Origin of the sequence: Streptomyces sp. NPDC090022 (genome assembly GCF_044748145.1) — a bacterium.
Lineage (GTDB): Bacteria > Actinomycetota > Actinomycetes > Streptomycetales > Streptomycetaceae > Streptomyces.
Map to the genome: position 1 here is coordinate 128181 of NZ_JBIVFN010000012.1, position 25034 is coordinate 153214.

Below are 25034 nucleotides of genomic sequence, written 5' to 3' on the forward strand. Positions count from 1 at the left end.
GGACTATGAGCACCATTGACATTCTGTCGCCCGCAGGCGACAAGACCGGGACCGTCGAGCTCCCGGCCGAGATCTTCGACGCCAAGGTCAGCGTTCCGCTGATCCACCAGGTCGTCGTCGCGCAGCTGGCCGCCGCCCGTCAGGGTACGCACAAGGTCAAGACGCGTGGCGAGGTCCGCGGTGGTGGTAAGAAGCCGTACCGCCAGAAGGGCACCGGCCGCGCCCGTCAGGGTTCGACCCGTGCGCCGCAGTTCGCCGGCGGTGGCGTCGTCCACGGCCCCGTGCCGCGTGACTACTCGCAGCGGACCCCGAAGAAGATGAAGGCCGCCGCCCTGCGTGGCGCCCTCACCGACCGGGCCCGTCACTCCCGCATCCACGTCGTCTCCGGCGTGGTCGAGGGTGCCGCCTCCACCAAGGCCGCCAAGACGCTGTTCGGCAAGATCTCGGAGCGCAAGAACCTGCTCCTGGTCGTCGAGCGCGCCGACGAGGCCGCGTGGCTGTCCGCCCGCAACCTGCCCCAGGTGCACATCCTGGAGCCGGGCCAGCTGAACACGTACGACGTGCTCGTCTCGGACGACGTGGTCTTCACCCAGGCCGCTCTCGAGTCCTTCGTGTCTGGCCCCAAGGCCGCTGAGACCGAAGGGAACGAGGGCTGATGTCTGAGGCCACGATCACCAGCAAGACCTTCACGGACCCGCGCGACCTGCTGATCAAGCCGGTCGTCTCCGAGAAGAGCTACGCGCTGCTGGACGAGAACAAGTACACGTTCGTCGTCGACCCGCGTGCGAACAAGACCCAGATCAAGCAGGCCGTCGAGGCGGTCTTCTCGGTCAAGGTCACCGGGGTCAACACGATCAACCGCCAGGGCAAGCGCAAGCGCACCAAGACGGGGTTCGGCAAGCGTGCCAACACCAAGCGCGCCATCGTGACCCTTGCCGAGGGCGACCGTATCGACATCTTCGGCCAGGCCTCCTAACGGAGCGCCCTGGTCCGAATATCGGACGAGGACTGAGAAATGGGTATCCGCAAGTACAAGCCGACGACTCCGGGCCGTCGTGGCTCCAGCGTCGCCGACTTTGTCGAGATCACGCGGTCCACGCCGGAGAAGTCGCTGGTCCGCCCCCTGCACAGCAAGGGCGGCCGTAACAACGCCGGTCGTGTGACCGTTCGCCACCAGGGTGGCGGACACAAGCGCGCCTACCGCGTGATCGACTTCCGTCGTCACGACAAGGACGGCGTGCCGGCCAAGGTCGCGCACATCGAGTACGACCCCAACCGCACTGCGCGCATCGCTCTCCTGCACTACGCGGACGGCGAGAAGCGCTACATCATCGCTCCGCGCGGCCTGAACCAGGGCGACCGGATCGAGAACGGCCCGACGGCCGACATCAAGCCCGGTAACAACCTGGCGCTCCGCAACATCCCGGTCGGTACCACGATCCACGCGATCGAGCTCCGTCCCGGTGGCGGTGCCAAGTTCGCCCGTTCCGCGGGCGCCTCCGTGCAGCTGCTGGCGAAGGAAGGTGCCATGGCGCACCTCCGTATGCCGTCCGGTGAGATCCGCCTGGTCGACGTGCGCTGCCGCGCCACCGTCGGCGAGGTCGGCAACGCCGAGCAGTCGAACATCAACTGGGGCAAGGCCGGCCGCATGCGCTGGAAGGGCGTCCGCCCGACCGTCCGCGGTGTCGCGATGAACCCGGTTGACCACCCGCACGGTGGTGGTGAGGGCAAGACCTCCGGTGGTCGCCACCCGGTCTCCCCGTGGGGTCAGAAGGAGGGTCGTACTCGTTCGCCGAAGAAGGCTTCGAACAAGTACATCGTCCGCCGCCGCAAGACGAACAAGAAGCGCTAGGAGCGGGTTTAGATGCCGCGCAGTCTCAAGAAGGGGCCCTTCGTCGACGACCACCTCGTAAAGAAGGTGGACGCCCAGAACGAAGCCGGCACCAAGAACGTCATCAAGACCTGGTCCCGTCGCTCGATGATCATCCCCAGCATGCTGGGTCACACCATCGCGGTGCACAACGGCAAGACCCATGTCCCGGTGTTCGTCACCGAGTCCATGGTCGGCCACAAGCTCGGCGAGTTCTCGCCGACTCGCACCTTCCGCGGCCACGTCAAGGACGACCGGAAGTCGAAGCGCCGCTAATCGCGGGGTGGACTGACTAATGACTTACATCGAAGGGACAACCATGGAAGCCAGGGCCCAGGCGCGGTACATCCGCGTCACGCCCATGAAGGCCCGCCGTGTGGTGGACCTCATCCGTGGCATGGACGCCACGGAGGCCCAGGCGGTCCTGCGTTTCGCCCCGCAGGCCGCGTCTGTGCCGGTCGGCAAGGTGCTTGACAGCGCCATCGCCAACGCCGCGCACAACTACAACCACACGGACGCCTCCTCGCTGGTCATCAGCGAGGCGTTTGTTGACGAGGGTCCGACCCTGAAGCGGTTCCGTCCGCGCGCCCAGGGCCGTGCCTACCGGATCCGCAAGCGGACCTCCCACATCACCGTGGTCGTCAGCAGCAAGGAAGGAACCCGGTAATGGGCCAGAAGGTAAACCCGCACGGGTTCCGGCTCGGCATCACCACCGACTTCAAGTCGCGTTGGTACGCCGACAAGCTGTACAAGGACTACGTCAAGGAAGACGTCGCCATCCGTCGGATGATGACGTCCGGCATGGAGCGCGCCGGCATCTCGAAGGTTGAGATCGAGCGCACCCGTGACCGTGTCCGCGTGGACATCCACACCGCTCGCCCGGGCATCGTCATCGGCCGCCGCGGCGCCGAGGCCGACCGCATCCGCGGCGACCTGGAGAAGCTGACCGGCAAGCAGGTCCAGCTGAACATCCTCGAGGTCAAGAACCCCGAGGTCGACGCTCAGCTGGTGGCCCAGGCCGTCGCCGAGCAGCTGTCCTCCCGCGTCTCCTTCCGTCGGGCCATGCGCAAGAGCATGCAGTCCGCCATGAAGGCCGGCGCCAAGGGCATCAAGATCCAGTGTGGCGGCCGTCTCGGCGGCGCCGAGATGTCCCGCTCGGAGTTCTACCGCGAGGGTCGTGTGCCGCTGCACACGCTGCGCGCGAACGTCGAGTACGGCTTCTTCGAGGCCAAGACCACCTTCGGCCGCATCGGCGTGAAGGTCTGGATCTACAAGGGCGATGTCAAGAACATCGCCGAGGTTCGCGCCGAGAACGCTGCGGCCCGCGCGGGTAACCGCCCGGCCCGTGGTGGCGCCGACCGTCCGGCCGGTGGCCGTGGTGGTCGCGGTGGCGAGCGTGGCGGCCGTGGCGGCCGCAAGCCGCAGCAGGCTGCTGCTGCCGAGGCCCCCAAGGCCGAGGCCGCTGCCGCCGCTCCGGCTGAGAGCACCGGAACGGAGGCCTGACCGACATGCTGATCCCTCGTAGGGTCAAGCACCGCAAGCAGCACCACCCGAAGCGTCGCGGTATGGCGAAGGGTGGCACTGAGGTCGCATTCGGCGAGTACGGCATCCAGGCGCTGACCCCGGCCTACGTGACGAACCGCCAGATCGAGGCGGCTCGTATCGCGATGACCCGCCACATCAAGCGTGGCGGCAAGGTCTGGATCAACATCTACCCGGACCGTCCGCTGACGAAGAAGCCCGCCGAGACCCGCATGGGTTCCGGTAAGGGTTCCCCGGAGTGGTGGATCGCGAACGTGCACCCGGGCCGGGTCATGTTCGAACTGTCCTACCCGAACGAGAAGATTGCGCGTGAGGCTCTGACTCGTGCGGCCCACAAGCTGCCGATGAAGTGCCGGATCGTCAAGCGCGAGGCAGGTGAGTCGTGATGGCGGCCGGTACCAAGGCGTCGGAACTGCGCGAGCTCGGCAACGAGGAGCTCGTTGCCAAGCTGCGTGAGGCCAAGGAAGAGCTGTTCAAGCTCCGTTTCCAGGCGGCCACGGGTCAGCTGGAGAACAACGGCCGGCTCAAGGCCGTCCGCAAGGACATCGCCCGGATCTACACCCTGATGCACGAGCGCGAGCTCGGCATCGAGACGGTGGAGAGCGCCTGATGAGCGAGAACAACGTGACTGAGAACAAGACCGAGCGCGGTTTCCGCAAGACCCGTGAGGGTCTGGTCGTCAGCGACAAGATGGACAAGACCGTCGTCGTCGCCGTCGAGGACCGCGTCAAGCACGCCCTGTACGGCAAGGTCATCCGCCGTACGAACAAGCTCAAGGCGCACGACGAGCAGAACGCCGCCGGCATCGGCGACCGCGTCCTCCTGATGGAGACCCGGCCGCTGTCCGCCACCAAGCGGTGGCGCGTCGTCGAGATCCTCGAGAAGGCCAAGTAATCAGTCCGGGGGGTTTCCCCCGGATTCGTTCCGCCAGGCTCGGCCGGGGCTTCTCTGAAGCCCCGGCCGGGAACCGGCAGACAAACAGGAGATAGACGTGATCCAGCAGGAGTCGCGACTGCGTGTCGCCGACAACACTGGTGCCAAGGAGATCCTTTGCATCCGTGTTCTCGGTGGTTCGGGTCGCCGCTACGCGGGCATCGGTGACGTCATCGTCGCCACCGTCAAGGACGCGATCCCCGGTGGCAACGTGAAGAAGGGTGACGTCGTCAAGGCGGTCATCGTTCGCACCGTCAAGGAGCGCCGCCGCCAGGACGGCTCGTACATCCGCTTCGACGAGAACGCCGCCGTCATTCTGAAGAACGACGGCGACCCTCGCGGCACCCGTATCTTCGGCCCCGTCGGCCGTGAGCTGCGCGAGAAGAAGTTCATGAAGATCATCTCGCTCGCGCCGGAGGTGCTGTAAGCATGAAGATCAAGAAGGGCGACCTGGTTCAGGTCATCACCGGCAAGGACAAGGGCAAGCAGGGCAAGGTCATCCAGGCCATGCCGACTGAGAACCGCGTTCTGGTCGAGGGTGTCAACCGGGTCAAGAAGCACACCAAGGCTGGTCAGACCGCTGGTGGTTCGCAGGCCGGTGGCATTGTGATCACCGAGGCCCCGATCCACGTCAGCAACGTTCAGCTGGTCGTGGAGAAGGACGGCAAGAAGGTCGTCACCCGCGTCGGTTACCGCTTCGACGACGAGGGCAACAAGATCCGCGTTGCCAAGCGCACGGGTGAGGACATCTGATGGCTACCACTCCGCGTCTGAAGACGAAGTACCGCGAGGAGATCGCGGGCAAGCTGCGTGAGGAGTTCTCCTACGGGAACGTCATGCAGGTTCCCGGCCTCGTGAAGATCGTGGTCAACATGGGTGTGGGCGACGCCGCCCGCGACTCCAAGCTGATCGACGGCGCCATTCGCGACCTCACCACAATCACCGGTCAGAAGCCGGCCGTCACCAAGGCCCGCAAGTCCATCGCGCAGTTCAAGCTGCGTGAGGGCCAGCCGATCGGTGCCCACGTCACTCTCCGTGGCGACCGCATGTGGGAGTTCCTGGACCGCACCCTGTCGCTCGCGCTGCCGCGCATCCGCGACTTCCGCGGCCTGTCCCCGAAGCAGTTCGACGGCCGTGGCAACTACACCTTCGGTCTCACGGAGCAGGTCATGTTCCACGAGATCGACCAGGACAAGATCGACCGCGTCCGGGGTATGGACATCACCGTGGTCACCACGGCGACCAACGACGCCGAGGGCCGCGCGCTCCTCCGTCACCTCGGCTTCCCCTTCAAGGAGGCGTAAGCGAGATGGCGAAGAAGGCTCTTATTGCCAAGGCTGCTCGTAAGCCCAAGTTCGGTGTGCGTGCGTACACCCGCTGCCAGCGCTGCGGCCGTCCGCACTCCGTGTACCGCAAGTTCGGCCTGTGCCGCGTGTGCCTTCGTGAGATGGCTCACCGTGGCGAGCTGCCGGGCGTGACCAAGAGCTCCTGGTAGTCCCTTCACCCTTTGGGTGTTGAGGCTTCCAGACGCTCTCGGTAAGCATCAGGTCGGCGGACCGCCCATCCCGCATGCCGTAGGCTTGTGGGGTTGGGCGTCCGCCGCCCTACCGACTTACTACGCCGTAGGTCCCCGCGCCGCACCCGTCCCGCCCCTGTGTGGGGAGAGGGATGGCGCATACAGGAAACCCCGGCGAGAGAGGCCGAAGGCCGATTCATGACCATGACTGACCCGATCGCAGACATGCTGACTCGTCTGCGTAACGCAAACTCGGCGTACCACGACCAGGTCGTGATGCCGCACAGCAAGATCAAGTCGCACATCGCGGAAATCCTCAAGCAGGAGGGTTTCATCACCGGCTGGAAGGTCGAGGACGCCGAGGTCGGTAAGAACCTCGTTCTCGAGCTGAAGTTCGGTCCGAACCGCGAGCGTTCGATCGCCGGCATCAAGCGCATCTCGAAGCCGGGTCTGCGCGTGTACGCGAAGTCCACCAACCTGCCGAAGGTCCTCGGCGGCCTGGGCGTGGCGATCATCTCCACGTCCCACGGTCTCCTGACCGGCCAGCAGGCGCAGAAGAAGGGCGTGGGTGGGGAAGTCCTCGCCTACGTCTGGTAGTCGGGAACGGAGGAAAAGCTATGTCTCGTATCGGCAAGCTCCCCATCCCGGTTCCCGCCGGCGTGGACGTCACCATCGATGGCCGCACGGTCACCGTCAAGGGCTCCAAGGGCTCCCTGACGCACACCGTTGCCGCCCCCATCGAGATCGTTAAGGGCGAGGACGGCGTTCTGAACGTCACCCGTCCGAACGACGAGCGTCAGAACAAGGCCCTCCACGGCCTGTCCCGCACGCTGGTGGCCAACATGATCACCGGTGTGACCACGGGATACACCAAGGCGCTCGAGATCAGCGGTGTCGGTTACCGCGTTGCCGCGAAGGGCTCCGACCTGGAGTTCCAGCTCGGCTACAGCCACCCGATCCTGGTGGAGGCCCCCGAGGGCATCTCCTTCAAGGTCGAGTCGCCGACCAAGTTCTCGGTCGAGGGCATCGACAAGCAGAAGGTCGGCGAGGTCGCGGCGAACATCCGCAAGCTGCGGAAGCCCGACCCGTACAAGGCCAAGGGCGTCAAGTACGCCGGCGAGGTCATCCGCCGCAAGGTCGGAAAGGCTGGTAAGTAAGCCATGGCATACGGTGTGAAGATCGCCAAGGGCGACGCTTACAAGCGTGCGGCCAAGGCTCGCCGCCACATCCGCATCCGCAAGAACGTGTCGGGTACGGCGGAGCGTCCGCGCCTCGTCGTGACGCGTTCCAACCGCAACATCGTCGCTCAGGTCATCGACGACCTCCAGGGTCACACCCTGGCGTCCGCGTCGACCCTGGACGCTTCGATCCGCGGTGGCGAGGGTGACAAGTCCGCGCAGGCCAAGCAGGTCGGTGCCCTGGTCGCTGAGCGCGCCAAGGCCGCCGGCGTCGAGGCCGTCGTGTTCGACCGTGGTGGCAACAGGTACGCCGGGCGCATTGCCGCTCTGGCTGACGCCGCCCGCGAAGCCGGGCTGAAGTTCTAAGCCCCGGTTCCGGGACTAACGGACGTAACAGAGAGAGGTAATCCAATGGCTGGACCCCAGCGCCGCGGCAGCGGTGCCGGTGGCGGCGAGCGGCGGGACCGGAAGGGTCGCGACGGTGGCGCTGCTGCCGCCGAGAAGACCGCGTACGTTGAGCGCGTTGTCGCGATCAACCGCGTCGCCAAGGTTGTCAAGGGTGGTCGTCGTTTCTCCTTCACCGCGCTCGTCGTGGTGGGTGACGGTGACGGCACCGTAGGTGTCGGTTACGGCAAGGCCAAGGAGGTGCCGGCCGCCATCGCCAAGGGTGTGGAGGAGGCCAAGAAGCACTTCTTCAAGGTCCCCCGTATCCAGGGCACCATCCCGCACCCGATCCAGGGTGAGAAGGCGGCGGGCGTCGTCCTGCTGAAGCCTGCTTCCCCCGGTACCGGTGTTATCGCCGGTGGCCCGGTGCGCGCCGTTCTGGAGTGCGCCGGCGTTCACGACATCCTGTCGAAGTCGCTCGGCTCCGACAACGCGATCAACATCGTGCACGCGACCGTGGCGGCCCTCAAGGGCCTGCAGCGTCCCGAGGAGATCGCGGCCCGCCGCGGTCTGCCGCTCGAGGACGTCGCCCCCGCGGCTCTCCTTCGTGCGCGTGCTGGGGCGGGTGCGTAATGGCTCGCCTCAAGATCACGCAGACGAAGTCGTACATCGGCAGCAAGCAGAACCACCGCGACACCCTGCGTTCGCTCGGGCTCAAGCGCCTGAACGACGTGGTCGTCAAGGAGGACCGCCCCGAGTTCCGCGGAATGGTGCACACCGTCCGCCACCTCGTGACGGTTGAGGAGGTCGACTGATCATGGCGGAGAACAACCCGCTCAAGATCCACAACCTCCGTCCCGCCCCGGGCGCCAAGACCGCGAAGACCCGTGTGGGTCGCGGTGAGGCGTCGAAGGGTAAGACGGCCGGTCGTGGTACCAAGGGCACCAAGGCCCGCTACCAGGTTCCGGAGCGCTTCGAGGGCGGGCAGATGCCCCTCCACATGCGCCTCCCGAAGCTGAAGGGCTTCAAGAACCCGTTCCGTACGGAGTACCAGGTCGTCAACCTGGCCAAGCTGGCCGAGCTCTACCCCGAGGGTGGAGAGGTCACCGTGGCCGGGCTGGTCGAGAAGGGTGCTGTTCGCAAGAACAGCCTCGTCAAGGTCCTGGGCCAGGGCGAGATCTCCGTGGCGCTGCAGGTTTCGGTTGACGCCGTTTCCGGCTCCGCCAAGGAGAAGATTGCCGCTGCGGGCGGCACCGTCACCGAGCTCGTCTGAGACGAGTTCAGTGGCTCATAGCGAATAAAACCGACCGGGGATGCCTCACAAATGGGGCATCCCCGGTTGGTCGTTCCACGGGGGGCGCAGTCGCCGGTAAGGTGGCCTGCACCTTTGCTTTGTCGTATACGTCGATTCCTTCAGACCGTCACCTCTGACGCAGTAGCGCGGGGGTCGCAGGAGGCACCGTGCTCACCGCGTTCGCCCGGGCGTTCAAGACGCCCGACCTGCGCAAGAAGCTGCTCTTCACGCTCGGCATCATCGTGCTGTTCCGGCTCGGGTCCCACATCCCGGTACCCGGCGTGAGCTACAAGAACGTCCAGATCTGCGTGGACCAGGCCGGCAGTTCCAACGGCCTGTTCGGTCTGGTGAACATGTTCAGCGGCGGTGCGCTGCTGCAGATCACGATCTTCGCGCTCGGCATCATGCCGTACATCACGGCGAGCATCATCCTGCAGCTGCTGACCGTGGTCATTCCCAAGCTGGAGAACCTGAAGAAGGAGGGGCAGGCCGGTACCGCGAAGATCACGCAGTACACGCGTTACCTGACGGTGGCCCTCGCCATCCTCCAGGGCACCGGCCTCGTCGCCACGGCCCGCTCCGGTGCGCTCTTCCAGGGCTGCCAGGTCGCCAGCCAGATCGTTCCCGACCGGACGATCTTCACCACCGTCGTCATGGTCATCACGATGACCGCCGGTACCTGTGTCGTCATGTGGCTCGGCGAGCTCATCACCGACCGCGGCATCGGCAACGGCATGTCGATCCTCATGTTCATCTCGATCGCCGCCGGATTCATCGGCGCGCTGTGGCAGATCAAGCTCCAGGGCAAGATCGCCGACGGCTGGGTCGAGTTCGGCGTCGTCATGCTCGTCGGCCTCGCGATGGTCGGCCTGGTGGTCTTCGTCGAGCAGGCCCAGCGCCGCATCCCGGTCCAGTACGCGAAGCGCATGATCGGCCGGCGCGCCTACGGCGGCACGTCGACCTACATCCCGCTCAAGGTGAACCAGGCCGGCATCATTCCGGTCATCTTCGCCTCGTCGCTGCTGTACATCCCGGCGCTCATCGTGCAGTTCAGCGGTTCGACCGCCGGCTGGGCCACCTGGATCCAGAAGCACTTCGTCAAGGGCGACCACCCCTACTACATCGCCGTCTACTTCATCCTGATCGTTTTCTTCGCGTTCTTCTACGTGGCGATTTCGTTCAACCCCGAGGAAGTAGCGGACAACATGAAGAAGTATGGTGGCTTCATCCCGGGTATCCGGGCAGGCCGACCTACTGCCGAGTACCTGAGCTACGTCCTCAACCGGATCACCTGGCCGGGGTCGCTGTACCTGGGTCTCATCGCTCTTGTGCCGACGATGGCGTTGGCGGGCTTCGGGGCGAACCAGAACTTCCCGTTCGGCGGGACGAGCATCCTGATCATCGTGGGTGTGGGTCTGGAAACCGTGAAGCAGATCGAGAGCCAGCTCCAGCAGCGCAATTACGAAGGGTTCCTCCGCTGATGCGTATCGTCCTCGTCGGGCCTCCCGGTGCGGGCAAGGGAACGCAGGCCGCGTTCCTTGCCAAGAACCTGAACATCCCGCACATCTCCACGGGCGACCTGTTCCGCGCGAACATCAGCCAGGGCACCGAGCTGGGCAAGCAGGCGAAGGCGTTCATGGACGCCGGCGACCTGGTCCCGGACGCGGTGACCATCGGGATGGCGAAGGACCGCATGGAGCAGCCCGACGCCGCCGGCGGCTTCCTGCTGGACGGGTTCCCGCGCAACGTCTCCCAGGCGGAGGCGCTGGACGGAATGCTCCAGGCCGCCAACATGAAGCTGGACGCCGTCCTCGACCTGGAGGTCGAGGAGGACGAGGTGGTCAAGCGGATCGCCGGCCGCCGGATCTGCCGCAACGACTCCTCGCACGTCTTCCACGTGACGTACGCCCCGCCGAAGACCGGGGGCGTCTGCGACGTCTGCGGCGGCGAGCTGTACCAGCGCGGCGACGACTCCGAGGAGACCGTCCGCACCCGGCTGGAGGTCTACCACACGCAGACCGAGCCGATCATCGACTACTACAAGGCCCAGGGCCTGCTGGTGACGATCTCCGCCCTCGGTGAGGTGCAGGACGTCACGAAGCGCGCCATGGAAGCGCTGAAGAAGTAGTTCCGCGCTGTAGCGCTGTACGGCCGCGGTGTCCACCGGACGCCGCGGCCGTACTGTTGATACGGCTCATCCCCGTTTACCCCGTACTCCGTACCCGTTACCCCGTACTCCCGAAGGTGGAAGGCACACGTCCATGGTCCAGCTGAAGACTCCCGAGCAGATCGCGAAGATGCGGGAGGCCGGTCTGGTCGTCGCCGCCATTCACGCGGCGACCCGGGAGGCGGCCGTGCCGGGCGCCACGACGCGGGATCTGGACATGGTCGCCCGCAAGGTGATCGCCGACCACGGGGCGAAGTCGAACTTCCTGGGGTACGGGGGCTTCCCCGCGACCATCTGCACCTCGGTGAACGAGGTCGTCGTGCACGGCATCCCGGACGACAAGACGGTCCTCAAGGACGGCGACATCATCTCGATCGACGCGGGCGCGATCGTGGAGGGCTGGCACGGCGACGCGGCGTACACGGCCTTCGTGGGCACCGGTCACGCTCCGGAGCTGATCGAGCTCTCCCGGGTGACCGAGGAGTCGATGTGGGCGGGCATCGCCGCGATGAAGGCCGGCAACCGCCTGGTCGACATCTCGCGGGCGATCGAGTCGTACATCAAGCGCCAGCCGCGGCCGGCGGCCGGTGACCACAGCCTCGGCAAGTTCGGGATCATCGAGGAGTACGGCGGCCACGGCATCGGCTCGGAGATGCACATGGACCCCCACCTGCTGAACTACGTCTCGCGCAAGCGCGGCAAGGGCATCAAGCTGGTCCCGGGCGTCTGCCTGGCCATCGAGCCGATGGTCTCCCTGGGCACGCCCCGTACCGAGGTCCTCGCGGACGACTGGACGGTCATCACCACCGACGGCACCTGGTCCTCCCACTGGGAGCACTCGGTCGCCCTGACGGAGGCCGGCCCGATCGTCCTGACGTCCCCGGACTGCGGCAAGGCCAAGCTCGCGGAGTACGGCGTGACGACGGCCCCCGACCCCCTGGGCTGAGCGGGGCCCGGCCCCGTCGACATGTCGGCTTAATGATCTAGACTCGTGGGCAAACTTTCCGGATTCGTCTTTCTGGGTGCCCTGACGTAGACTGACTCGTCGGCTCACGTGCATTCCCATGCCTGTCAGCCGATCAAGGTAGCCGATTCGAAAGGCGAAGCGTGGCCAAGAAGCAAGGTGCCATCGAGATCGAGGGCACCGTGATCGAGTCCCTCCCGAACGCCATGTTCAAGGTGGAACTCCAGAACGGTCACAAGGTCCTCGCGCACATCAGCGGCAAGATGCGGATGCACTACATCCGTATCCTCCCCGATGACCGGGTCGTGGTGGAGCTCTCTCCGTACGACCTGACGCGTGGCCGGATCGTCTACCGATACAAGTAGATCTTGCTTTCACTCCTGCCTGGGCGTCGGTCCCGGTGCGGGTGGTGGCACTGACCCGGAGAACCTCACCAACATGAAGGTCAAGCCGAGCGTCAAGAAGATCTGCGACAAGTGCAAGGTGATCCGCCGTCACGGTCGGGTCATGGTCATCTGCGACAACCTGCGCCACAAGCAGCGCCAGGGCTGACGCACGCCGACCGACCTGCAACTTTCGCAGTTCTTCGCGCGACGCACGTAATACGTACATACGCAGAGCCCGCCCAGCCCGCAAGGGTCGGCGGCACCTCCGGCGGGGGCCGGAGACCCGACTGGTACCTCGTACGGCCTGCCGGGAGCGGCTCTGCGGAAGACCCCCGAACACACAGGAGCCAGTGAATGGCACGCGTTTCCGGTGTTGACATCCCGCGCGAAAAGCGTGTGGAGATCGCACTCACCTACGTCTTCGGTATCGGGCGCACCCGGTCCAAGGAGATCCTCGCCTCCACCGGCGTGAACCCGAACACCCGCGTTCGTGACCTGGCCGAAGAGGACCTCGTCAAGATCCGCGAGTACGTGGACGCCAACCTCCGCACCGAGGGTGACCTCCGCCGCGAGATCCAGGGCGACATCCGCCGCAAGATCGAGATCCAGTGCTACCAGGGCATCCGCCACCGTCGTGGCCTGCCGGTGCACGGTCAGCGCACCAGCACGAACGCGCGTACCCGCAAGGGCCCGCGTCGCGCGATCGCCGGTAAGAAGAAGCCGGGCAAGAAGTAGTCCTGTTCAGCGGTCTTGCGCTGTAGGACCGACCACCTCCCGTAGGAGATTTAGATGCCCCCCAAGGGTCGTCAGGGCGCTGCCAAGAAGGTGCGCCGCAAGGAAAAGAAGAACGTCGCTCACGGCCACGCGCACATCAAGAGCACGTTCAACAACACCATCGTCTCGATCACGGACCCGTCCGGCAACGTGATCTCCTGGGCCTCCGCCGGCCACGTCGGCTTCAAGGGCTCGCGCAAGTCCACCCCCTTCGCCGCGCAGATGGCCGCCGAGTCGGCCGCCCGCCGCGCGCAGGAGCACGGCATGCGCAAGGTCGACGTCTTCGTCAAGGGTCCCGGCTCCGGCCGTGAGACCGCGATCCGCTCCCTGCAGGCCACCGGCCTCGAGGTCGGCTCGATCCAGGACGTCACCCCCACCCCGCACAACGGCTGCCGCCCGCCGAAGCGCCGCCGCGTCTGACGCAGCGACGCCTGTGCGTCTTCGAGTGTCCGGGCGGTACGAACCCCTTCGGGGGGACGTGCCGCCCGTACCCTTGCAGTACCCAGCAGTACATGTCGGGCGTCAAATAGTGGGCGTCCACGACTGAAGGAACACACATGCTTATCGCTCAGCGTCCTTCGCTGACCGAAGAGGTCGTCGACGAGTACCGCTCGCGGTTCGTGATCGAGCCGCTGGAGCCGGGCTTCGGCTACACCCTCGGCAACTCCCTGCGCCGTACGCTCCTCTCCTCCATCCCGGGTGCCGCTGTCACCAGCATCCGCGTGGACGGCGTCCTGCACGAGTTCACCACCGTGCCGGGCGTCAAGGAAGACGTCACGGACATGATCCTCAACATCAAGCAGCTGGTCGTCTCCTCGGAGCACGACGAGCCGGTCGTGATGTACCTGCGCAAGCAGGGCCCCGGCCTGGTCACCGCTGCCGACATCGCGCCCCCGGCCGGTGTCGAGGTGCACAACCCGGACCTCGTCCTCGCCACCCTGAACGGCAAGGGCAAGCTGGAGATGGAGCTGACCGTCGAGCGCGGTCGCGGCTACGTCTCCGCCGTCCAGAACAAGCAGGTGGGCCAGGAGATCGGCCGTATCCCGGTCGACTCCATCTACTCGCCCGTCCTCAAGGTCACCTACAAGGTCGAGGCGACCCGAGTCGAGCAGCGCACCGACTTCGACAAGCTCATCGTCGACGTCGAGACCAAGCAGGCCATGCGCCCGCGCGACGCCATGGCGTCCGCCGGCAAGACCCTGGTCGAGCTGTTCGGTCTGGCCCGCGAGCTCAACATCGACGCCGAGGGCATCGACATGGGCCCGTCCCCGACGGACGCCGCCCTGGCCGCCGACCTGGCGCTGCCGATCGAGGAGCTCGAGCTCACCGTCCGGTCGTACAACTGCCTCAAGCGCGAGGGCATCCACTCCGTGGGTGAGCTCGTCGCCCGCTCCGAGGCGGACCTGCTCGACATCCGCAACTTCGGTGCGAAGTCGATCGACGAGGTCAAGGCGAAGCTGGCCGGCATGGGCCTGGCCCTCAAGGACAGCCCGCCCGGATTCGACCCGACCGCCGCGGCGGACGCCTTCGGCGCCGACGACGACGCGGATGCCGGGTTCGTGGAGACCGAGCAGTACTGAGCTCGTTCTTCGGCTGCGGACCGGCCTCGGCCGATCGCGCCCGCGCGGCGGCAGCCGCAGAATGCAACCCCTCCCGCGCCCCTTACGGGGCGCGGGTCTCCGACGGGCAACCGCTCGCTCGGATACTGACCTCGGTACCTGATACGGCCGGGGCAGACACCTAGGAGAACACCATGCCGCGTCCCACCAAGGGCGCCCGCTTCGGCGGCTCCGCCGCGCACGAGAAGCTGCTGCTCGCGAACCTCGCGAAGGCGCTCTTCGAGCACGGCCGCATCACCACGACCGAGGCCAAGGCCCGCCGCCTGCGTCCGGTCGCCGAGCGTCTGATCACCAAGGCGAAGAAGGGCGACATCCACAACCGTCGCCTCGTCCTGCAGACGATCACGGACAAGGGCATCGTCCACACGCTCTTCACCGAGATCGCCCCGCGGTACGAGAACCGCCCCGGTGGTTACACCCGCATCACCAAGATCGGCAACCGTCGTGGCGACAACGCCCCGATGGCGGTCATCGAGCTGGTCGAGGCCCTGACCGTGGCCCAGCAGGCCACCGGTGAGGCCGAGGCCGCCACCAAGCGTGCGGTGAAGGAGGCCGAGGCCAAGGCTGAGGCCACCGAGACCGAGGCTCCGGCCGAGGAGACCAAGGAGGCCTGAGCCCCCCTGGTGCCGTAAGGCCTGGAACGGGTCCGTCCCCTCACGGGGGCGGGCCCGTTCCGCTTTTTCCGCGCGACTTGAGAGGATCTACGGGTGAGTGACGAGGTGGAGCCCGGCCGTGTCCGGGTGCGGCTGGACCTGTCGTACGACGGCAAGGACTTCTCCGGCTGGGCGAAGCAGAGCACGCGGCGGACCGTGCAGGGCGAGCTGGAGTCGGCCCTGCGGACCGTCATGCGGCTCGACGCGCCGGTGGAGCTGACGGTGGCCGGGCGGACGGACGCGGGCGTCCACGCCCGCGGCCAGGTGGCGCACGTGGACCTCGCCGAGGAGGTCTGGGCCGAGCACCACGACAAGCTCCTGCGGCGGCTCGCCGGGCGGCTGCCGCACGACGTACGCGTGTGGAAGGTCGCCGAGGCCCCCGCCGGGTTCAACGCCCGTTTCTCGGCCGTCTGGCGCCGCTACGCCTACCGCGTCGGCGACCACCGGGGCGGCGTCGACCCGCTGCGCCGCGGGCACGTCCTGTGGCACCAGTGGCCGCTGGACGTGGCCGCCATGAACGAGGCCTCGAAGGCGCTGCTCGGCGAGCACGACTTCGCCGCGTACTGCAGGAAGCGCGAGGGCGCCACCACCATCCGCACCCTCCAGCAGCTCAGCTGGGAGCGGGCGGAGGACGGCGTGATCACCGCGACCGTCCGGGCGGACGCCTTCTGCCACAACATGGTCCGCTCCCTCGTCGGCGCCCTGCTGCACGTCGGCGACGGCCACCGGCCCGTCGACTGGCCCGGCAAGGTGCTGGCCGCCGCCGTACGGGACTCCTCCGTGCACGTCGTACGGCCGCACGGGCTGACCCTGGAGGAGGTCGGCTACCCGGCGGACGAACTGCTGGCCGAGCGCAGCCGGCAGGCGCGCAACCTGCGGACCCTGCCCGGCGCCGCGCAGACCCCCGGCTGCTGCTGAGCCCGCCCGGGCGCCGCTAAACCGTTTGGGTGCACGCCCGCCGACCGGGACAATGCGGCGCATGGGACATCTCGAAGCCGGCCACCTGGAGTACTACCTTCCGGACGGGCGGGTGCTGCTGCCCGACGTCTCCTTCCGGGTCGGCGAGGGCGCGGTCGTCGCCCTGGTCGGGGCGAACGGCGCCGGCAAGACCACCCTGCTGAAGCTGATCAGCGGCGAGCTCCAGCCGCACGGCGGCGGCGTCACCGTCAGCGGCGGGCTCGGCGTGATGCCGCAGTTCGTGGGCTCCGTCCGCGACGAGACGACCATCCGCGACCTGCTGGTCTCCGTGGCACAGCCGCGGATCCGCGAGGCCGCCCGGGCCGTGGACCGCGCCGAGCACCTGATCATGACGGTGGACGACGAGGCCGCGCAGATGGCGTACGCGCAGGCGCTCAGCGACTGGGCCGACGTGCGGGGCTACGAGGCGGAGACCCTGTGGGACGTGTGCACCATGGCCGCGCTGGGCGTGCCGTACGAGCGGGCGCAGTTCCGCGAGGTGCGCACGCTCTCCGGCGGTGAGCAGAAGCGCCTGGTCCTGGAGGCGCTGCTGCGCGGGCCCGACGAGGTGCTGCTGCTCGACGAGCCGGACAACTACCTCGACGTCCCCGGCAAGCGGTGGCTGGAGGAGCAGCTGAAGGCCACGCGCAAGACCGTGCTCTTCGTCAGCCACGACCGCGAGCTGCTGTCCCGGGCCGCCGAGAAGATCGTCAGCCTGGAGCCGAGCCCGATGGGCACCGACGTGTGGGTGCACGGTGCGGGCTTCGCGACGTACCACGACGCCCGCAAGGAGCGCTTCGCGCGCTTCGAGGAGCTCAAGCGGCGCTGGGACGAGGAGCACGCGCGGCTGAAGGCGCTGGTGCTGCGGCTGCGCAACCAGGCCGCGATCAGCCCGGACATGGCCTCGCGGTACCGGGCGATGCAGACCCGGTTCCAGAAGTTCGAGGAGGCGGGGCCGCCGCCGGAGCCGCCGCGCGAGCAGGACATCCGGATGCGGCTCAAGGGCGGGCGCACCGGCGTACGGGCGCTGACCTGCGAGAACCTTGAGCTGACCGGGCTGATGAAGCCGTTCGACCTGGAGGTCTTCTACGGCGAGCGGGTCGCGGTGCTCGGCTCGAACGGCTCGGGCAAGTCGCACTTCCTGCGGCTGCTGGCGGGCGACACGTCGAACCCGGTCGCCCACACGGGCAACTGGAAGCTGGGGGCGCGCGTGGTGCCCGGTCACTTCGCGCAGACGCACGCGCACCCGGAGCTTTTCGGCCGGACGCTGGTGGACATCCTGTGGACGGAACACGCCAAGGACCGCGGCGCGGCGATGAGCGTGCTGCGCCGCTACGAGCTGGAACGCCAGGGCGACCAGCCGTTCGAGAAGCTCTCGGGCGGCCAGCAGGCGCGCCTGCAGATCCTGCTCCTGGAGCTTGCGGGCACCACCGCACTGCTGCTGGACGAGCCGACGGACAACCTCGACCTCGAGTCGGCGGAGGCCCTCCAGGACGGCCTGGAGTCGTACGAGGGGACTGTGCTGTGCGTCACGCACGACCGGTGGTTCGCGCGCTCTTTTGACCGCTATCTGGTCTTCGGTTCGGACGGTGTTGTGCGAGAGACTCAGGAGCCTGTTTGGGACGAACGTAGGGTCGAGCGCAAGCGCTAGGGGGTTCCGGTTCCCCTCAGCGAGTCGAGGGGGAGGCGTCGTGGGGCTGCGCCCTAGCATCTGGCTCATGAAGTGGGAGAAGCGGAGCTCCGGAGACCGGATGCAGGACCGGCTGCTGGACTGGCTGCTGCGGCCGGCGCCGCGTTCCCTGCAGGCCGTCTCACTGGTGATCGTGCTCTCCATCGCGGTCTCGACGAGCCTGCGGCAGAACTGGGGCTCGGACAACGCCTTCGTGGTCAAGGCCGCGGACACGCTCCTCGCGGGCGGCTCGCCGTACGAGGACAAGCGCTTCCTCTACCTGCCGAGCGCGGTGCTGATGGCGGTTCCCGAGGCGCTGCTGCCCACGCAGGTGCTGCGCTGGGTGCTGCCGATGGGGATGACCGGGCTGCTGGCCGTGGGCTGGTGGGCGGCCATGCGGCTGTTCTCGGTGCCGGTGCGCTCCCGCTTCGCGGTCGGCGGGCTCGGCCTCCTCGCGCTGGCCTACAAGCCGTACCTCAACCTCGTCCTGATCGGGAACTGGACCTCGATCTCGGCGGCCGCCCTGCCGCTGGCGCTGCTGCTGGCCCACCGGCGCTACTGGGGGGCGGCCGGTCTCGTCGTGGGGCTGGCCATCGCCTGCAAGCCGATGCTGGTGCCGGTGGGGCTCGTGTTCCTGCTGGCGCGGCAGTGGCGGGGGCTGGCCGTGGCGGTCCTGGTGCCGGTGGGGATGTCGCTGGCCGGCGCGATGCTCATGCCGAGTCCGACGCTGTTCTTCACCAAGACGCTGCCCTTCCTGCTCCAGGGCCAGGACTCGTACGCGCTGCCCTGGGACGCCTCGCCGATCGCCATCGGGCCCCGGCTGGGGATCTGGGAGCCGGTCGCGGTGCTGTGCGCCGGGGTGGGCGCGCTGGCCGGGCTGTGGGGGGCCTGGCAGCGCTGGCGGCGCGAGGACGACACGGACGCGGGGGAGCAGCGGCTGGCGGAGACGGCCTGCATGGTGATGCTCGCCGCTTTTCTGGTGTCGCGGCCGTCCTTCGACCACTACCTGCTGGTGGTGCTGCCGCTGCTGCTGGCGTCGGCGGTGCGCGAGGGTTCGGTGCCGCGCTCGCCGTGGTTCTGGGTGGCCATGGGGCCGCAGATCGCGGGGGTGCCGTGGCCGCGGGCGCTGGAGGGGGAGCGGCGGGCCTTCAAGGACTGCTTCACGCTCTGTGTGCTGGCGCTCACCCTGCTGCGCAGGTGCCTGGGTCCGGCCCGGGTTAACCTGGAGGACGTGACGACGGCAGGTGCCGTGCGGCGCGCCGGCGAGCCGGCCGAGGCGGGATCCCGCTCGGCGTTTTGACCCGTCCGGGGCAGCCCGGGTATCCTGCTGGTTCGTTATGCGTATTGGCTTGCTCATTCTCACGTGAAAGGGCCTTACGCCGGTCCACCGGGCCGATGACCAGCGGTACACACGGGTTGCGTCCCCGGAGTGCACCAGGGCTGTCGTGATCGTCCGTGGTGACCCTTGTCAGGACCCGTCCCCTCGGGCTAGCGCCCTGGGGATGACCCACCACTGAAGAAGCGAAGGCATACGCGTGCGTACGTTCAGCCCCAAGCCCGGCGACATCTCGCGCCAGTGGCTCGTCATTGACGCCCAGGACGTTGTCCTCGGCCGTCTGGCGACCCAGGCCGCTGCCCTCCTGCGGGGCAAGCACAAGCCGACTTACGCCCCCCACATGGACATGGGCGACTTCGTCATCATCGTCAACGCCGACAAGGTCCACCTGTCCGGCAACAAGGCGTCCCAGAAGATGGCGTACCGCCACTCCGGCTACCCGGGCGGTCTCCGCGCGGTGCGCTACGACGACCTCCTGGCGAACAACCCGGAGAAGGCCGTCGAGAAGGCCATCAAGGGCATGCTCCCCAAGAACTCCCTGGGCCGTCAGATGCTCTCGAAGCTGAAGGTCTACTCGGGCGACCAGCACCCCCACGCTGCCCAGCAGCCGGTGCCGTTCGAGATCACCCAGGTCGCGCAGTAGTTCCGGCCACCCCCTAAGACGTAAAGAATTCTGAGGAGAATCGTGGCCGAGACCACCGTCGAGACCCCCATCGAGGGCGACGAGACCTACGACGCTGTCACCACTTTCGAGTCCGAGGCGCCGGAGGGTGACTACACCTCCGAGTCCCTCGCCGGCCGCTTCGGCGACCCGCAGCCGGCCGCCGGCCTGGGCCGTCGCAAGAACGCCATCGCCCGCGTCCGGATCGTTCCGGGCACCGGCAAGTGGAAGATCAACGGTCGCACCCTCGAGGACTACTTCCCGAACAAGGTGCACCAGCAGGAAGTCAACGAGCCCTTCAAGGTGCTCGAGCTTGACGGCCGCTACGACGTCATCGCCCGCATCGCGGGTGGCGGCGTCTCCGGCCAGGCCGGCGCCCTGCGCCTCGGCGTGGCCCGTGCGCTGAACGAGGCGGACGTGGACAACAACCGCCCGGCGCTGAAGAAGGCCGGCTTCCTCTCCCGCGACGACCGTGCGGTCGAGCGCAAGAAGGCCGGTCTCAAGAAGGCCCGCAAGGCTCCGCAGTACAGCAAGCGCTAATCACGCCCGCTGTTCTGCACGAATCCGCCCCGGCGGCACACTCTGTGCTGTCCGGGGCGGTTCGTTTACCGCCCGGGGCGGGACATACCTGTCACACGCGGTTACGTACAACGATGTACCCAGCGCGAACTCGGAGGACAACTGTGGGACGACTCTTCGGAACGGACGGCGTACGCGGCGTCGCCAACGCGGATCTGACGGCCGAACTGGCCCTCGGTCTGTCCGTCGCGGCCGCCCATGTGCTCGCCGAGGCGGGCACCTTCGAGGGACACCGGCCGACCGCCGTGGTCGGCCGTGACCCGCGGGCCTCGGGCGAGTTCCTGGAGGCCGCGGTCGTCGCGGGCCTCGCCAGTGCCGGCGTGGACGTCCTGCGCGTCGGTGTGCTGCCCACCCCGGCGGTGGCGTATCTCACCGGTGCGCTGGGCGCCGACCTCGGTGTGATGCTGTCGGCCAGCCACAACGCCATGCCCGACAACGGCATCAAGTTCTTCGCGCGCGGCGGCCACAAGCTCGCCGACGAGCTGGAGGACCAGATCGAGGCCGTCTACGAGCAGCACCGCACCGGCGCCCCCTGGGACCGCCCGACGGGCGCGGGCGTGGGCCGGGTCTCCGACTACGACGAGGGCTTCGACAAGTACGTCGCCCACCTCATCGCCGTCCTCCCGCACCGCCTCGACGGCCTGAAGATCGTCCTGGACGAGGCGCACGGCGCGGCCGCCCGCGTCTCGCCCGAGGCCTTCGTGCGCGCCGGCGCCGAGATCGTCACGATCGGCGCCGAGCCGGACGGCCTCAACATCAACGAAGGCTGCGGCTCCACCCACCTGGACCTGCTCAAGGCGGCCGTGGTCGAGCACGGCGCCGACCTCGGCATCGCGCACGACGGCGACGCCGACCGCTGCCTGGCCGTGGACGCCTCCGGCGCCGAGGTCGACGGCGACCAGATCCTCGCGGTGCTGGCGCTGGACATGCGCGAGCGCGGGCAGCTGCGCGGCGACACCGTCGTCGGCACCGTCATGTCGAACCTGGGCTTCAAGCTGGCCATGGAGCGCGAGGGCATCGAGCTCGTCCAGACCGGCGTCGGCGACCGCTACGTGCTGGAGTCGATGAAGGAGAACGGCTACGCGCTGGGCGGCGAGCAGTCCGGCCACGTGATCATCCTGGACCACGCGACCACCGGTGACGGCACGCTGACCGGCCTGATGCTGGCCGCCCGGGTCGCCTCCACCGGCCGCTCGCTGGCCGACCTCGCGGGTGTCATGCAGCGCCTGCCGCAGGTCCTGATCAACGTTCCGGACGTCGACAAGTCCCGGGTGTCCACCTCCGCCGAGCTGGCGGCGGCGGTCGCCGACGCCGAGCGGGAGCTGGGCAGCACCGGGCGGGTGCTGCTCCGTCCGTCCGGTACGGAGCCGCTCGTCCGGGTGATGGTGGAGGCCGCCGACATCGAGCAGGCGCGCGCCGTCGCCGGGCGCCTCGCGGACGCGGTGAAGTCGGCGCTGGGCTAGGACCTGTCCTCGCGTCCTGCCATCAGAGGAGCGCGGGCCGGAGCGGCCGTACGGACCCCGTCCGTACGGCCGCTCCGGCCGTTCCGGCTCCCGTCAGCGCCGGGGCAGGGACCGCTTCCAGCGGCCCCGCTGGGTGTTCCACAGGGCCTTCCACGCGATCAGCGTGACCACCCCGGCGAGCACGATCCCGCCCAGGTTCACCAGCAGCTGCGCCGCCGAGCCCCACATCTGCGCGTACTCCCCGTAGCTGAGCGCCACGGCGGCGTTCGCGGCGGCCGGGACGGTGGTCACCGAGATGGCGACGCCGACCAGCGCGCCGGCCTTCGCCGAGGTCAGCGACAGCATGCCGGCCGTTCCCGCGAGCACGGCGACCACGAACGAGAACGGGTCCGGCTGCCAGATGAAGCTGGTGTTCGGCCGCTCGTTGTCCAGCATGTGCTGCCCGAACAGCCCGAGCGCGTCCATCACCAGACTGAACACGGTGGTCGCCGCGATGGCCGCGGCGAACCCGATCAGCAGGGCCGCCAGCGAGCGCCCGGCCAGCCCGCGCCGGCGCTGCACCAGACCGGTGCACACCCCGGCGAGCGGGCCGAACTCCGGTCCGACCGCCATCGCGCCCACGATCAGGACCGCGTTGTCGAGCACCACGCCGCAGGCCGCGATCATCGTCGCGAGGATCATGAACGCGGCGTAGGTGATGGTGAGCGTGGACTCCTCGTGGGTGGCCTCGGCGAGCTGCTCCCAGACCACGGCGTCCGCCGGTTCGCCGGGGGCCTCCCGTTCGGCCTCCTCGGCGCGCTTGGAGAGCGACAGGTCGACGTTCTCGACGGCGATGGAGCCGTCCTGGTCGATGCCCAGCTGCCGCAGTTCGTGCAGCAGCTGGTCACCGGCCTCGCGGGCGACGTCGCACAGGACGAGGTCCCCCCGCGGGTCCCGGGCGGCGCCGGGCAGCACCACGAGGTGGGTGGTGCCGACGGTCGCCTGGATGACCTCGGTCACCGCCTCCGTACGTTCGGTCGGTGTGATCAGCCTGAGGTGCAGCATCCTCAGAGCTTACGGAGGCTCAGGCGCTGGACCTTGTGGTCAGGGCCCTTGCGGATGATGAGGTTGGCGCGGCCGCGGGTGGGCGCCACGTTCTCCAGGAGGTTGGGCCGGTTGATGGTCCGCCAGGTGGTGCGGGCGTACTCCATGGCCTCCTCCTCCGACACCTGGGTGTACTTGCGGAAGTAGGAGAAAGGATTCTGGAACGCGGTCTCGCGCAGCTTGCGGAAGCGGTTGAGGTACCAGCGCTCGATGTCCTCGGCGCGGGCGTCGACGTAGACGGAGAAGTCGAAGAAGTCCGCGAGCCCCACCCGGGTGCGGCCGTCCTTGCCGGGCAGGGCCGGCTGCAGGACGTTGAGGCCCTCCACGATCAGGATGTCCGGGCGGCGCACGACGAGCCGCTCGCCGGGCACGATGTCGTAGATCAGGTGCGAGTAGACCGGGGCGCTGACCTCGTCCTTGCCCGCCTTGATGTCGGCGACGAACCGGGTCAGCGCGCGCCGGTCGTACGACTCCGGGAAACCCTTGCGCGAGGTCAGGCCGCGGGCGCGGAGCTCCTCCATCGGGTAGAGGAACCCGTCGGTGGTGACCAGCTCCACGCGCGGGTGCTCGGGCCAGCGGGCGAGCAGGGCCTGGAGGAGGCGGGCCACGGTGGACTTGCCGACGGCGACGGACCCGGCGACGCCTATGACGAAGGGGGTGCCGCTCTGGGCGCCGTGGCCGTTGCCCGCGTCGCCCAGGAAGGTGTTGAGCGCCCCGCGCAGGTTGCTGGTCGCCCCGACGTAGAGGTTCAGCAGCCGCGACAGCGGCAGGTAGACGTCGCGGACCTCGTCGAGGTCGATGACGTCCCCGAGCCCGCGCAGCCGCTCCACCTCCTGCGCGGTCAGCGGCAGCGGGGTGCGCTCGCGCAGCGCGCTCCACTCGGCGCGGGTGAGGTCCACGTACGGCGAACCCTCGGCCCGGCGGTGCGGGCGTTCGGCGGCGCGGGCGAGGAGGCGGTCCGTGGGCGTGCTTCGTGGCGGCGAAGTGATCACACCGTCATTGTCGGCGCTCCGGCTCGGATGTGGGTGGTGGGCTCGGTCACGTGGGGTACGGCCCGGTGACATAGGGGTCTCGCCTGGATCACGATGCGGAGCGGGCACGCATATTCGGTGATCTTCTGTCGGTGCCGCCCGGTAGATTTCACAGCGACATCGCCATCCGTGGGGGGATTTTCACCGTGCGTAACACCATCGTCCGTCGTTCTGTCATGACCGCGTCCGCCGTGTCGCTGGCCCTGCTGGTCACCGCGTGCGGCTCGGACAAGCCGGCCGACAAGAAGGACGAGCCGAAGGCCGCCGGCTCCGCGGCCGCCGCGCCCGCGGCGAAGGGCAAGACCGACGCCGAGCTGGCCCCGGTCCTGATCGTCCAGGCCGACCTGCCCGACCACGTCTTCAAGGGGGCCACTCCGCAGGAGGCCGGCGCCGGGGCCACGGCCACCACCGACAAGGCCGAGTGCAAGCCGCTGGTCCAGGCCCAGTCGTTCTCCGCGATCGGCACCGCGACCGGCACCGCCCGCACCAAGGTCGCCGCCAAGCCGAAGGAGCCCGCCGCGGACGCGTCCCCCGAGGACAAGCTGAAGGCGGCCCTCGGCACCACGGCCACCGCGGTCACCCTCGCCTCGTACGACGGCAAGGGCGCCCAGGAGGCCTTCGCGGCCGTCAAGGCGGCGGGCACGGCCTGCGCCGGCGGCTACACGGCCACCCAGGGCGCCGAGTCCGGCAAGATCAGCAAGGTCGCGGCCGGCGAGGCCGTCACCGCCGGTGACGAGGCCCTCGCCTACACCATCGACACCGACGCCGACGGCGAGAAGATCACGACGCAGCTGGTGGTCGTCCGCAAGGGCAACACCCTCGCCACGTTCTCCTCGCTCAGCCTGAGCGGCACGGCCGAGCAGCCGAAGGCCGCCGTCGCCGCGCAGACGAAGAAGCTCGGCTGACCCTCGCCGACGAACCGTCAACCCCGCCCGGTGGTGTCCACCGGGCGGGGTTTTCGTCTCGTCCAGGTAC

General features: G+C 68.3%; 37 protein-coding genes. 35 read left to right on the forward strand and 2 right to left on the reverse strand.

The genetic code is table 11. The features are described 5' to 3' along the window. Positions 1-5: 5 nt before the first annotated feature. The 34 genes from rplD to glmM all read left to right on the forward strand — a co-directional run bounded on the left by rplD (position 6) and on the right by glmM (position 21945). Positions 6-656, forward strand: coding sequence for a 50S ribosomal protein L4 (gene rplD / locus ACIPXB_RS21865; RefSeq protein WP_401452373.1), 651 nt, complete (start codon positions 6-8; stop codon positions 654-656). After that, entirely contained in the window at positions 656-976 is a 321-nt protein-coding gene (rplW, locus tag ACIPXB_RS21870; protein ID WP_401452375.1) for a 50S ribosomal protein L23, read from the forward strand. The genes rplD and rplW overlap by 1 nt, the downstream gene beginning before the upstream one ends. A gap of 39 nt (positions 977-1015) precedes the next feature. Next, positions 1016-1852 carry a 50S ribosomal protein L2 gene (rplB, locus tag ACIPXB_RS21875; RefSeq protein WP_125642230.1) on the forward strand — a complete coding sequence of 279 codons (837 nt, stop codon included), beginning with the start codon at positions 1016-1018 and terminating at the stop codon, positions 1850-1852. 12 nt (positions 1853-1864) lie between these two features. Then, entirely contained in the window at positions 1865-2146 is a 282-nt protein-coding gene (gene rpsS, locus ACIPXB_RS21880) for a 30S ribosomal protein S19 (protein WP_007265903.1), read from the forward strand. A 43-nt stretch (positions 2147-2189) separates the two neighbouring features. Beyond that, entirely contained in the window at positions 2190-2537 is a 348-nt protein-coding gene (gene rplV / locus ACIPXB_RS21885; RefSeq protein WP_226734108.1) for a 50S ribosomal protein L22, read from the forward strand. Beyond that, positions 2537-3373 (forward strand): 30S ribosomal protein S3, encoded by an 837-nt coding sequence (rpsC, locus tag ACIPXB_RS21890; RefSeq protein ID WP_401452378.1) that lies wholly within the window; start codon positions 2537-2539, stop codon positions 3371-3373. The genes rplV and rpsC overlap by 1 nt, the downstream gene beginning before the upstream one ends. A 5-nt stretch (positions 3374-3378) precedes the next feature. After that, positions 3379-3798, forward strand: coding sequence for a 50S ribosomal protein L16 (rplP, locus tag ACIPXB_RS21895; RefSeq protein ID WP_401452380.1), 420 nt, complete (start codon positions 3379-3381; stop codon positions 3796-3798). Further along, a complete protein-coding gene (gene rpmC, locus ACIPXB_RS21900) occupies positions 3798-4022 on the forward strand; it encodes a 50S ribosomal protein L29 (protein ID WP_030773828.1) in 225 nt (74 codons plus the stop codon). Before rplP ends, rpmC begins: the two co-directional genes overlap by 1 nt. Further along, positions 4022-4306: a 30S ribosomal protein S17 gene (gene rpsQ / locus ACIPXB_RS21905; protein WP_401452382.1), complete on the forward strand. Its 285-nt coding sequence runs from the start codon at positions 4022-4024 to the stop codon at positions 4304-4306. Before rpmC ends, rpsQ begins: the two co-directional genes overlap by 1 nt. 97 nt (positions 4307-4403) lie before the next feature. After that, entirely contained in the window at positions 4404-4772 is a 369-nt protein-coding gene (rplN, locus tag ACIPXB_RS21910; protein ID WP_003956455.1) for a 50S ribosomal protein L14, read from the forward strand. Between the two features lie 2 nt (positions 4773-4774). Continuing rightward, on the forward strand, positions 4775-5098 hold the full coding sequence (gene rplX / locus ACIPXB_RS21915; RefSeq protein ID WP_401452384.1) for a 50S ribosomal protein L24: 324 nt from the start codon (positions 4775-4777) through the stop codon (positions 5096-5098). After that, positions 5098-5649, forward strand: a complete 552-nt coding sequence (gene rplE, locus ACIPXB_RS21920) for a 50S ribosomal protein L5 (RefSeq protein ID WP_401452386.1) — start codon at positions 5098-5100, stop codon at positions 5647-5649. Before rplX ends, rplE begins: the two co-directional genes overlap by 1 nt. Before the next feature lie 5 nt (positions 5650-5654). Continuing rightward, positions 5655-5840, forward strand: coding sequence for a type Z 30S ribosomal protein S14 (locus ACIPXB_RS21925; RefSeq protein WP_003956452.1), 186 nt, complete (start codon positions 5655-5657; stop codon positions 5838-5840). Between the two features lie 219 nt (positions 5841-6059). Next, positions 6060-6458: a 30S ribosomal protein S8 gene (rpsH, locus tag ACIPXB_RS21930; protein WP_079429302.1), complete on the forward strand. Its 399-nt coding sequence runs from the start codon at positions 6060-6062 to the stop codon at positions 6456-6458. A gap of 20 nt (positions 6459-6478) precedes the next feature. Continuing rightward, positions 6479-7018, forward strand: coding sequence for a 50S ribosomal protein L6 (gene rplF / locus ACIPXB_RS21935; protein ID WP_042812337.1), 540 nt, complete (start codon positions 6479-6481; stop codon positions 7016-7018). 3 nt (positions 7019-7021) lie between these two features. Then, complete coding sequence (rplR, locus tag ACIPXB_RS21940) at positions 7022-7405, forward strand: 50S ribosomal protein L18 (RefSeq protein WP_401452389.1); 384 nt, start codon at positions 7022-7024, stop codon at positions 7403-7405. A gap of 45 nt (positions 7406-7450) precedes the next feature. Next, complete coding sequence (gene rpsE, locus ACIPXB_RS21945) at positions 7451-8056, forward strand: 30S ribosomal protein S5 (RefSeq protein WP_005313527.1); 606 nt, start codon at positions 7451-7453, stop codon at positions 8054-8056. Further along, positions 8056-8238 (forward strand): 50S ribosomal protein L30, encoded by a 183-nt coding sequence (gene rpmD, locus ACIPXB_RS21950; protein ID WP_005313525.1) that lies wholly within the window; start codon positions 8056-8058, stop codon positions 8236-8238. The genes rpsE and rpmD overlap by 1 nt, the downstream gene beginning before the upstream one ends. Before the next feature lie 2 nt (positions 8239-8240). Continuing rightward, the gene (gene rplO, locus ACIPXB_RS21955) at positions 8241-8696 is read left to right on the forward strand and encodes a 50S ribosomal protein L15 (RefSeq protein ID WP_366474133.1); all 456 of its coding nucleotides are present in this window, start codon (positions 8241-8243) and stop codon (positions 8694-8696) included. A 188-nt stretch (positions 8697-8884) separates the two neighbouring features. Further along, the gene (gene secY / locus ACIPXB_RS21960) at positions 8885-10198 is read left to right on the forward strand and encodes a preprotein translocase subunit SecY (RefSeq protein WP_401452392.1); all 1314 of its coding nucleotides are present in this window, start codon (positions 8885-8887) and stop codon (positions 10196-10198) included. Beyond that, a complete protein-coding gene (locus tag ACIPXB_RS21965) occupies positions 10198-10845 on the forward strand; it encodes an adenylate kinase (RefSeq protein WP_401452394.1) in 648 nt (215 codons plus the stop codon). Before secY ends, ACIPXB_RS21965 begins: the two co-directional genes overlap by 1 nt. 133 nt (positions 10846-10978) lie before the next feature. Further along, entirely contained in the window at positions 10979-11830 is an 852-nt protein-coding gene (gene map, locus ACIPXB_RS21970; protein ID WP_401452396.1) for a type I methionyl aminopeptidase, read from the forward strand. Positions 11831-11991: 161 nt separating this feature from the next. Further along, a complete protein-coding gene (gene infA / locus ACIPXB_RS21975; RefSeq protein WP_003956442.1) occupies positions 11992-12213 on the forward strand; it encodes a translation initiation factor IF-1 in 222 nt (73 codons plus the stop codon). Between the two features lie 73 nt (positions 12214-12286). Further along, the gene (rpmJ, locus tag ACIPXB_RS21980; RefSeq protein ID WP_003956441.1) at positions 12287-12400 is read left to right on the forward strand and encodes a 50S ribosomal protein L36; all 114 of its coding nucleotides are present in this window, start codon (positions 12287-12289) and stop codon (positions 12398-12400) included. Positions 12401-12588: 188 nt separating this feature from the next. Further along, positions 12589-12969 (forward strand): 30S ribosomal protein S13, encoded by a 381-nt coding sequence (gene rpsM, locus ACIPXB_RS21985; protein ID WP_007265919.1) that lies wholly within the window; start codon positions 12589-12591, stop codon positions 12967-12969. A gap of 54 nt (positions 12970-13023) precedes the next feature. Further along, positions 13024-13428 (forward strand): 30S ribosomal protein S11, encoded by a 405-nt coding sequence (gene rpsK, locus ACIPXB_RS21990; RefSeq protein WP_003956432.1) that lies wholly within the window; start codon positions 13024-13026, stop codon positions 13426-13428. Between the two features lie 137 nt (positions 13429-13565). Then, positions 13566-14588: a DNA-directed RNA polymerase subunit alpha gene (locus ACIPXB_RS21995; RefSeq protein WP_401452398.1), complete on the forward strand. Its 1023-nt coding sequence runs from the start codon at positions 13566-13568 to the stop codon at positions 14586-14588. Between the two features lie 173 nt (positions 14589-14761). Next, positions 14762-15241 carry a 50S ribosomal protein L17 gene (gene rplQ / locus ACIPXB_RS22000; RefSeq protein WP_401452400.1) on the forward strand — a complete coding sequence of 160 codons (480 nt, stop codon included), beginning with the start codon at positions 14762-14764 and terminating at the stop codon, positions 15239-15241. A gap of 93 nt (positions 15242-15334) precedes the next feature. After that, complete coding sequence (gene truA / locus ACIPXB_RS22005) at positions 15335-16198, forward strand: tRNA pseudouridine(38-40) synthase TruA (protein WP_401452402.1); 864 nt, start codon at positions 15335-15337, stop codon at positions 16196-16198. Between the two features lie 61 nt (positions 16199-16259). Then, positions 16260-17888 (forward strand): ABC-F family ATP-binding cassette domain-containing protein, encoded by a 1629-nt coding sequence (locus tag ACIPXB_RS22010; protein WP_401452404.1) that lies wholly within the window; start codon positions 16260-16262, stop codon positions 17886-17888. Between the two features lie 67 nt (positions 17889-17955). Beyond that, complete coding sequence (locus ACIPXB_RS22015; protein WP_401452405.1) at positions 17956-19206, forward strand: glycosyltransferase family 87 protein; 1251 nt, start codon at positions 17956-17958, stop codon at positions 19204-19206. Between the two features lie 235 nt (positions 19207-19441). Continuing rightward, entirely contained in the window at positions 19442-19885 is a 444-nt protein-coding gene (rplM, locus tag ACIPXB_RS22020) for a 50S ribosomal protein L13 (protein WP_401452407.1), read from the forward strand. 42 nt (positions 19886-19927) lie between these two features. Next, on the forward strand, positions 19928-20443 hold the full coding sequence (rpsI, locus tag ACIPXB_RS22025; protein WP_401452409.1) for a 30S ribosomal protein S9: 516 nt from the start codon (positions 19928-19930) through the stop codon (positions 20441-20443). A gap of 143 nt (positions 20444-20586) precedes the next feature. Next, positions 20587-21945 carry a phosphoglucosamine mutase gene (gene glmM, locus ACIPXB_RS22030; protein WP_401452411.1) on the forward strand — a complete coding sequence of 453 codons (1359 nt, stop codon included), beginning with the start codon at positions 20587-20589 and terminating at the stop codon, positions 21943-21945. A 93-nt stretch (positions 21946-22038) separates the two neighbouring features. Here the strand turns inward: glmM and ACIPXB_RS22035 are convergent, their stop codons facing one another. Then, entirely contained in the window at positions 22039-22989 is a 951-nt protein-coding gene (locus tag ACIPXB_RS22035) for a DUF389 domain-containing protein (RefSeq protein ID WP_401452413.1), read from the reverse strand. 2 nt (positions 22990-22991) lie between these two features. Then, positions 22992-24020 carry a type I pantothenate kinase gene (coaA, locus tag ACIPXB_RS22040; protein WP_401452415.1) on the reverse strand — a complete coding sequence of 343 codons (1029 nt, stop codon included), beginning with the start codon at positions 24018-24020 and terminating at the stop codon, positions 22992-22994. Positions 24021-24235: 215 nt separating this feature from the next. Here coaA and ACIPXB_RS22045 point away from each other — a divergent pair, with 215 nt between their 5' ends. After that, the gene (locus tag ACIPXB_RS22045; protein ID WP_401452417.1) at positions 24236-24964 is read left to right on the forward strand and encodes a hypothetical protein; all 729 of its coding nucleotides are present in this window, start codon (positions 24236-24238) and stop codon (positions 24962-24964) included. Positions 24965-25034 lie beyond the last annotated feature (70 nt).

Bases quoted from the DNA above. Each gene is read 5' to 3' on its own strand.
- rplB (WP_125642230.1), top strand. From the start codon at position 1,016: ATGGGTATCCGCAAGTACAAGCCGACGACTCCGGGCCGTCGTGGCTCC.
- rplP (WP_401452380.1), top strand. From the start codon at position 3,379: ATGCTGATCCCTCGTAGGGTCAAGCACCGCAAGCAGCACCACCCGAAG.
- rpsE (WP_005313527.1), top strand. From the start codon at position 7,451: ATGGCTGGACCCCAGCGCCGCGGCAGCGGTGCCGGTGGCGGCGAGCGG.
- ACIPXB_RS22035 (WP_401452413.1), bottom strand. From the start codon at position 22,989: ATGCTGCACCTCAGGCTGATCACACCGACCGAACGTACGGAGGCGGTG.
- rpmD (WP_005313525.1), top strand. From the start codon at position 8,056: ATGGCTCGCCTCAAGATCACGCAGACGAAGTCGTACATCGGCAGCAAG.
- rplV (WP_226734108.1), top strand. From the start codon at position 2,190: ATGGAAGCCAGGGCCCAGGCGCGGTACATCCGCGTCACGCCCATGAAG.
- rplE (WP_401452386.1), top strand. From the start codon at position 5,098: ATGGCTACCACTCCGCGTCTGAAGACGAAGTACCGCGAGGAGATCGCG.
- ACIPXB_RS22010 (WP_401452404.1), top strand. From the start codon at position 16,260: ATGGGACATCTCGAAGCCGGCCACCTGGAGTACTACCTTCCGGACGGG.
- rplW (WP_401452375.1), top strand. From the start codon at position 656: ATGTCTGAGGCCACGATCACCAGCAAGACCTTCACGGACCCGCGCGAC.
- rplX (WP_401452384.1), top strand. From the start codon at position 4,775: ATGAAGATCAAGAAGGGCGACCTGGTTCAGGTCATCACCGGCAAGGAC.
- rplQ (WP_401452400.1), top strand. From the start codon at position 14,762: ATGCCGCGTCCCACCAAGGGCGCCCGCTTCGGCGGCTCCGCCGCGCAC.
- rplR (WP_401452389.1), top strand. From the start codon at position 7,022: ATGGCATACGGTGTGAAGATCGCCAAGGGCGACGCTTACAAGCGTGCG.
- rpsH (WP_079429302.1), top strand. From the start codon at position 6,060: ATGACCATGACTGACCCGATCGCAGACATGCTGACTCGTCTGCGTAAC.
- ACIPXB_RS22015 (WP_401452405.1), top strand. From the start codon at position 17,956: ATGAAGTGGGAGAAGCGGAGCTCCGGAGACCGGATGCAGGACCGGCTG.
- rplO (WP_366474133.1), top strand. From the start codon at position 8,241: ATGGCGGAGAACAACCCGCTCAAGATCCACAACCTCCGTCCCGCCCCG.
- rpsC (WP_401452378.1), top strand. From the start codon at position 2,537: ATGGGCCAGAAGGTAAACCCGCACGGGTTCCGGCTCGGCATCACCACC.
- rpmC (WP_030773828.1), top strand. From the start codon at position 3,798: ATGGCGGCCGGTACCAAGGCGTCGGAACTGCGCGAGCTCGGCAACGAG.
- ACIPXB_RS21925 (WP_003956452.1), top strand. From the start codon at position 5,655: ATGGCGAAGAAGGCTCTTATTGCCAAGGCTGCTCGTAAGCCCAAGTTC.
- rpsS (WP_007265903.1), top strand. From the start codon at position 1,865: ATGCCGCGCAGTCTCAAGAAGGGGCCCTTCGTCGACGACCACCTCGTA.
- map (WP_401452396.1), top strand. From the start codon at position 10,979: ATGGTCCAGCTGAAGACTCCCGAGCAGATCGCGAAGATGCGGGAGGCC.
- rplD (WP_401452373.1), top strand. From the start codon at position 6: ATGAGCACCATTGACATTCTGTCGCCCGCAGGCGACAAGACCGGGACC.
- ACIPXB_RS22045 (WP_401452417.1), top strand. From the start codon at position 24,236: ATGACCGCGTCCGCCGTGTCGCTGGCCCTGCTGGTCACCGCGTGCGGC.
- rpsM (WP_007265919.1), top strand. From the start codon at position 12,589: ATGGCACGCGTTTCCGGTGTTGACATCCCGCGCGAAAAGCGTGTGGAG.
- rpmJ (WP_003956441.1), top strand. From the start codon at position 12,287: ATGAAGGTCAAGCCGAGCGTCAAGAAGATCTGCGACAAGTGCAAGGTG.
- rpsK (WP_003956432.1), top strand. From the start codon at position 13,024: ATGCCCCCCAAGGGTCGTCAGGGCGCTGCCAAGAAGGTGCGCCGCAAG.
- ACIPXB_RS21995 (WP_401452398.1), top strand. From the start codon at position 13,566: ATGCTTATCGCTCAGCGTCCTTCGCTGACCGAAGAGGTCGTCGACGAG.
- rplF (WP_042812337.1), top strand. From the start codon at position 6,479: ATGTCTCGTATCGGCAAGCTCCCCATCCCGGTTCCCGCCGGCGTGGAC.
- ACIPXB_RS21965 (WP_401452394.1), top strand. From the start codon at position 10,198: ATGCGTATCGTCCTCGTCGGGCCTCCCGGTGCGGGCAAGGGAACGCAG.
- rpsQ (WP_401452382.1), top strand. From the start codon at position 4,022: ATGAGCGAGAACAACGTGACTGAGAACAAGACCGAGCGCGGTTTCCGC.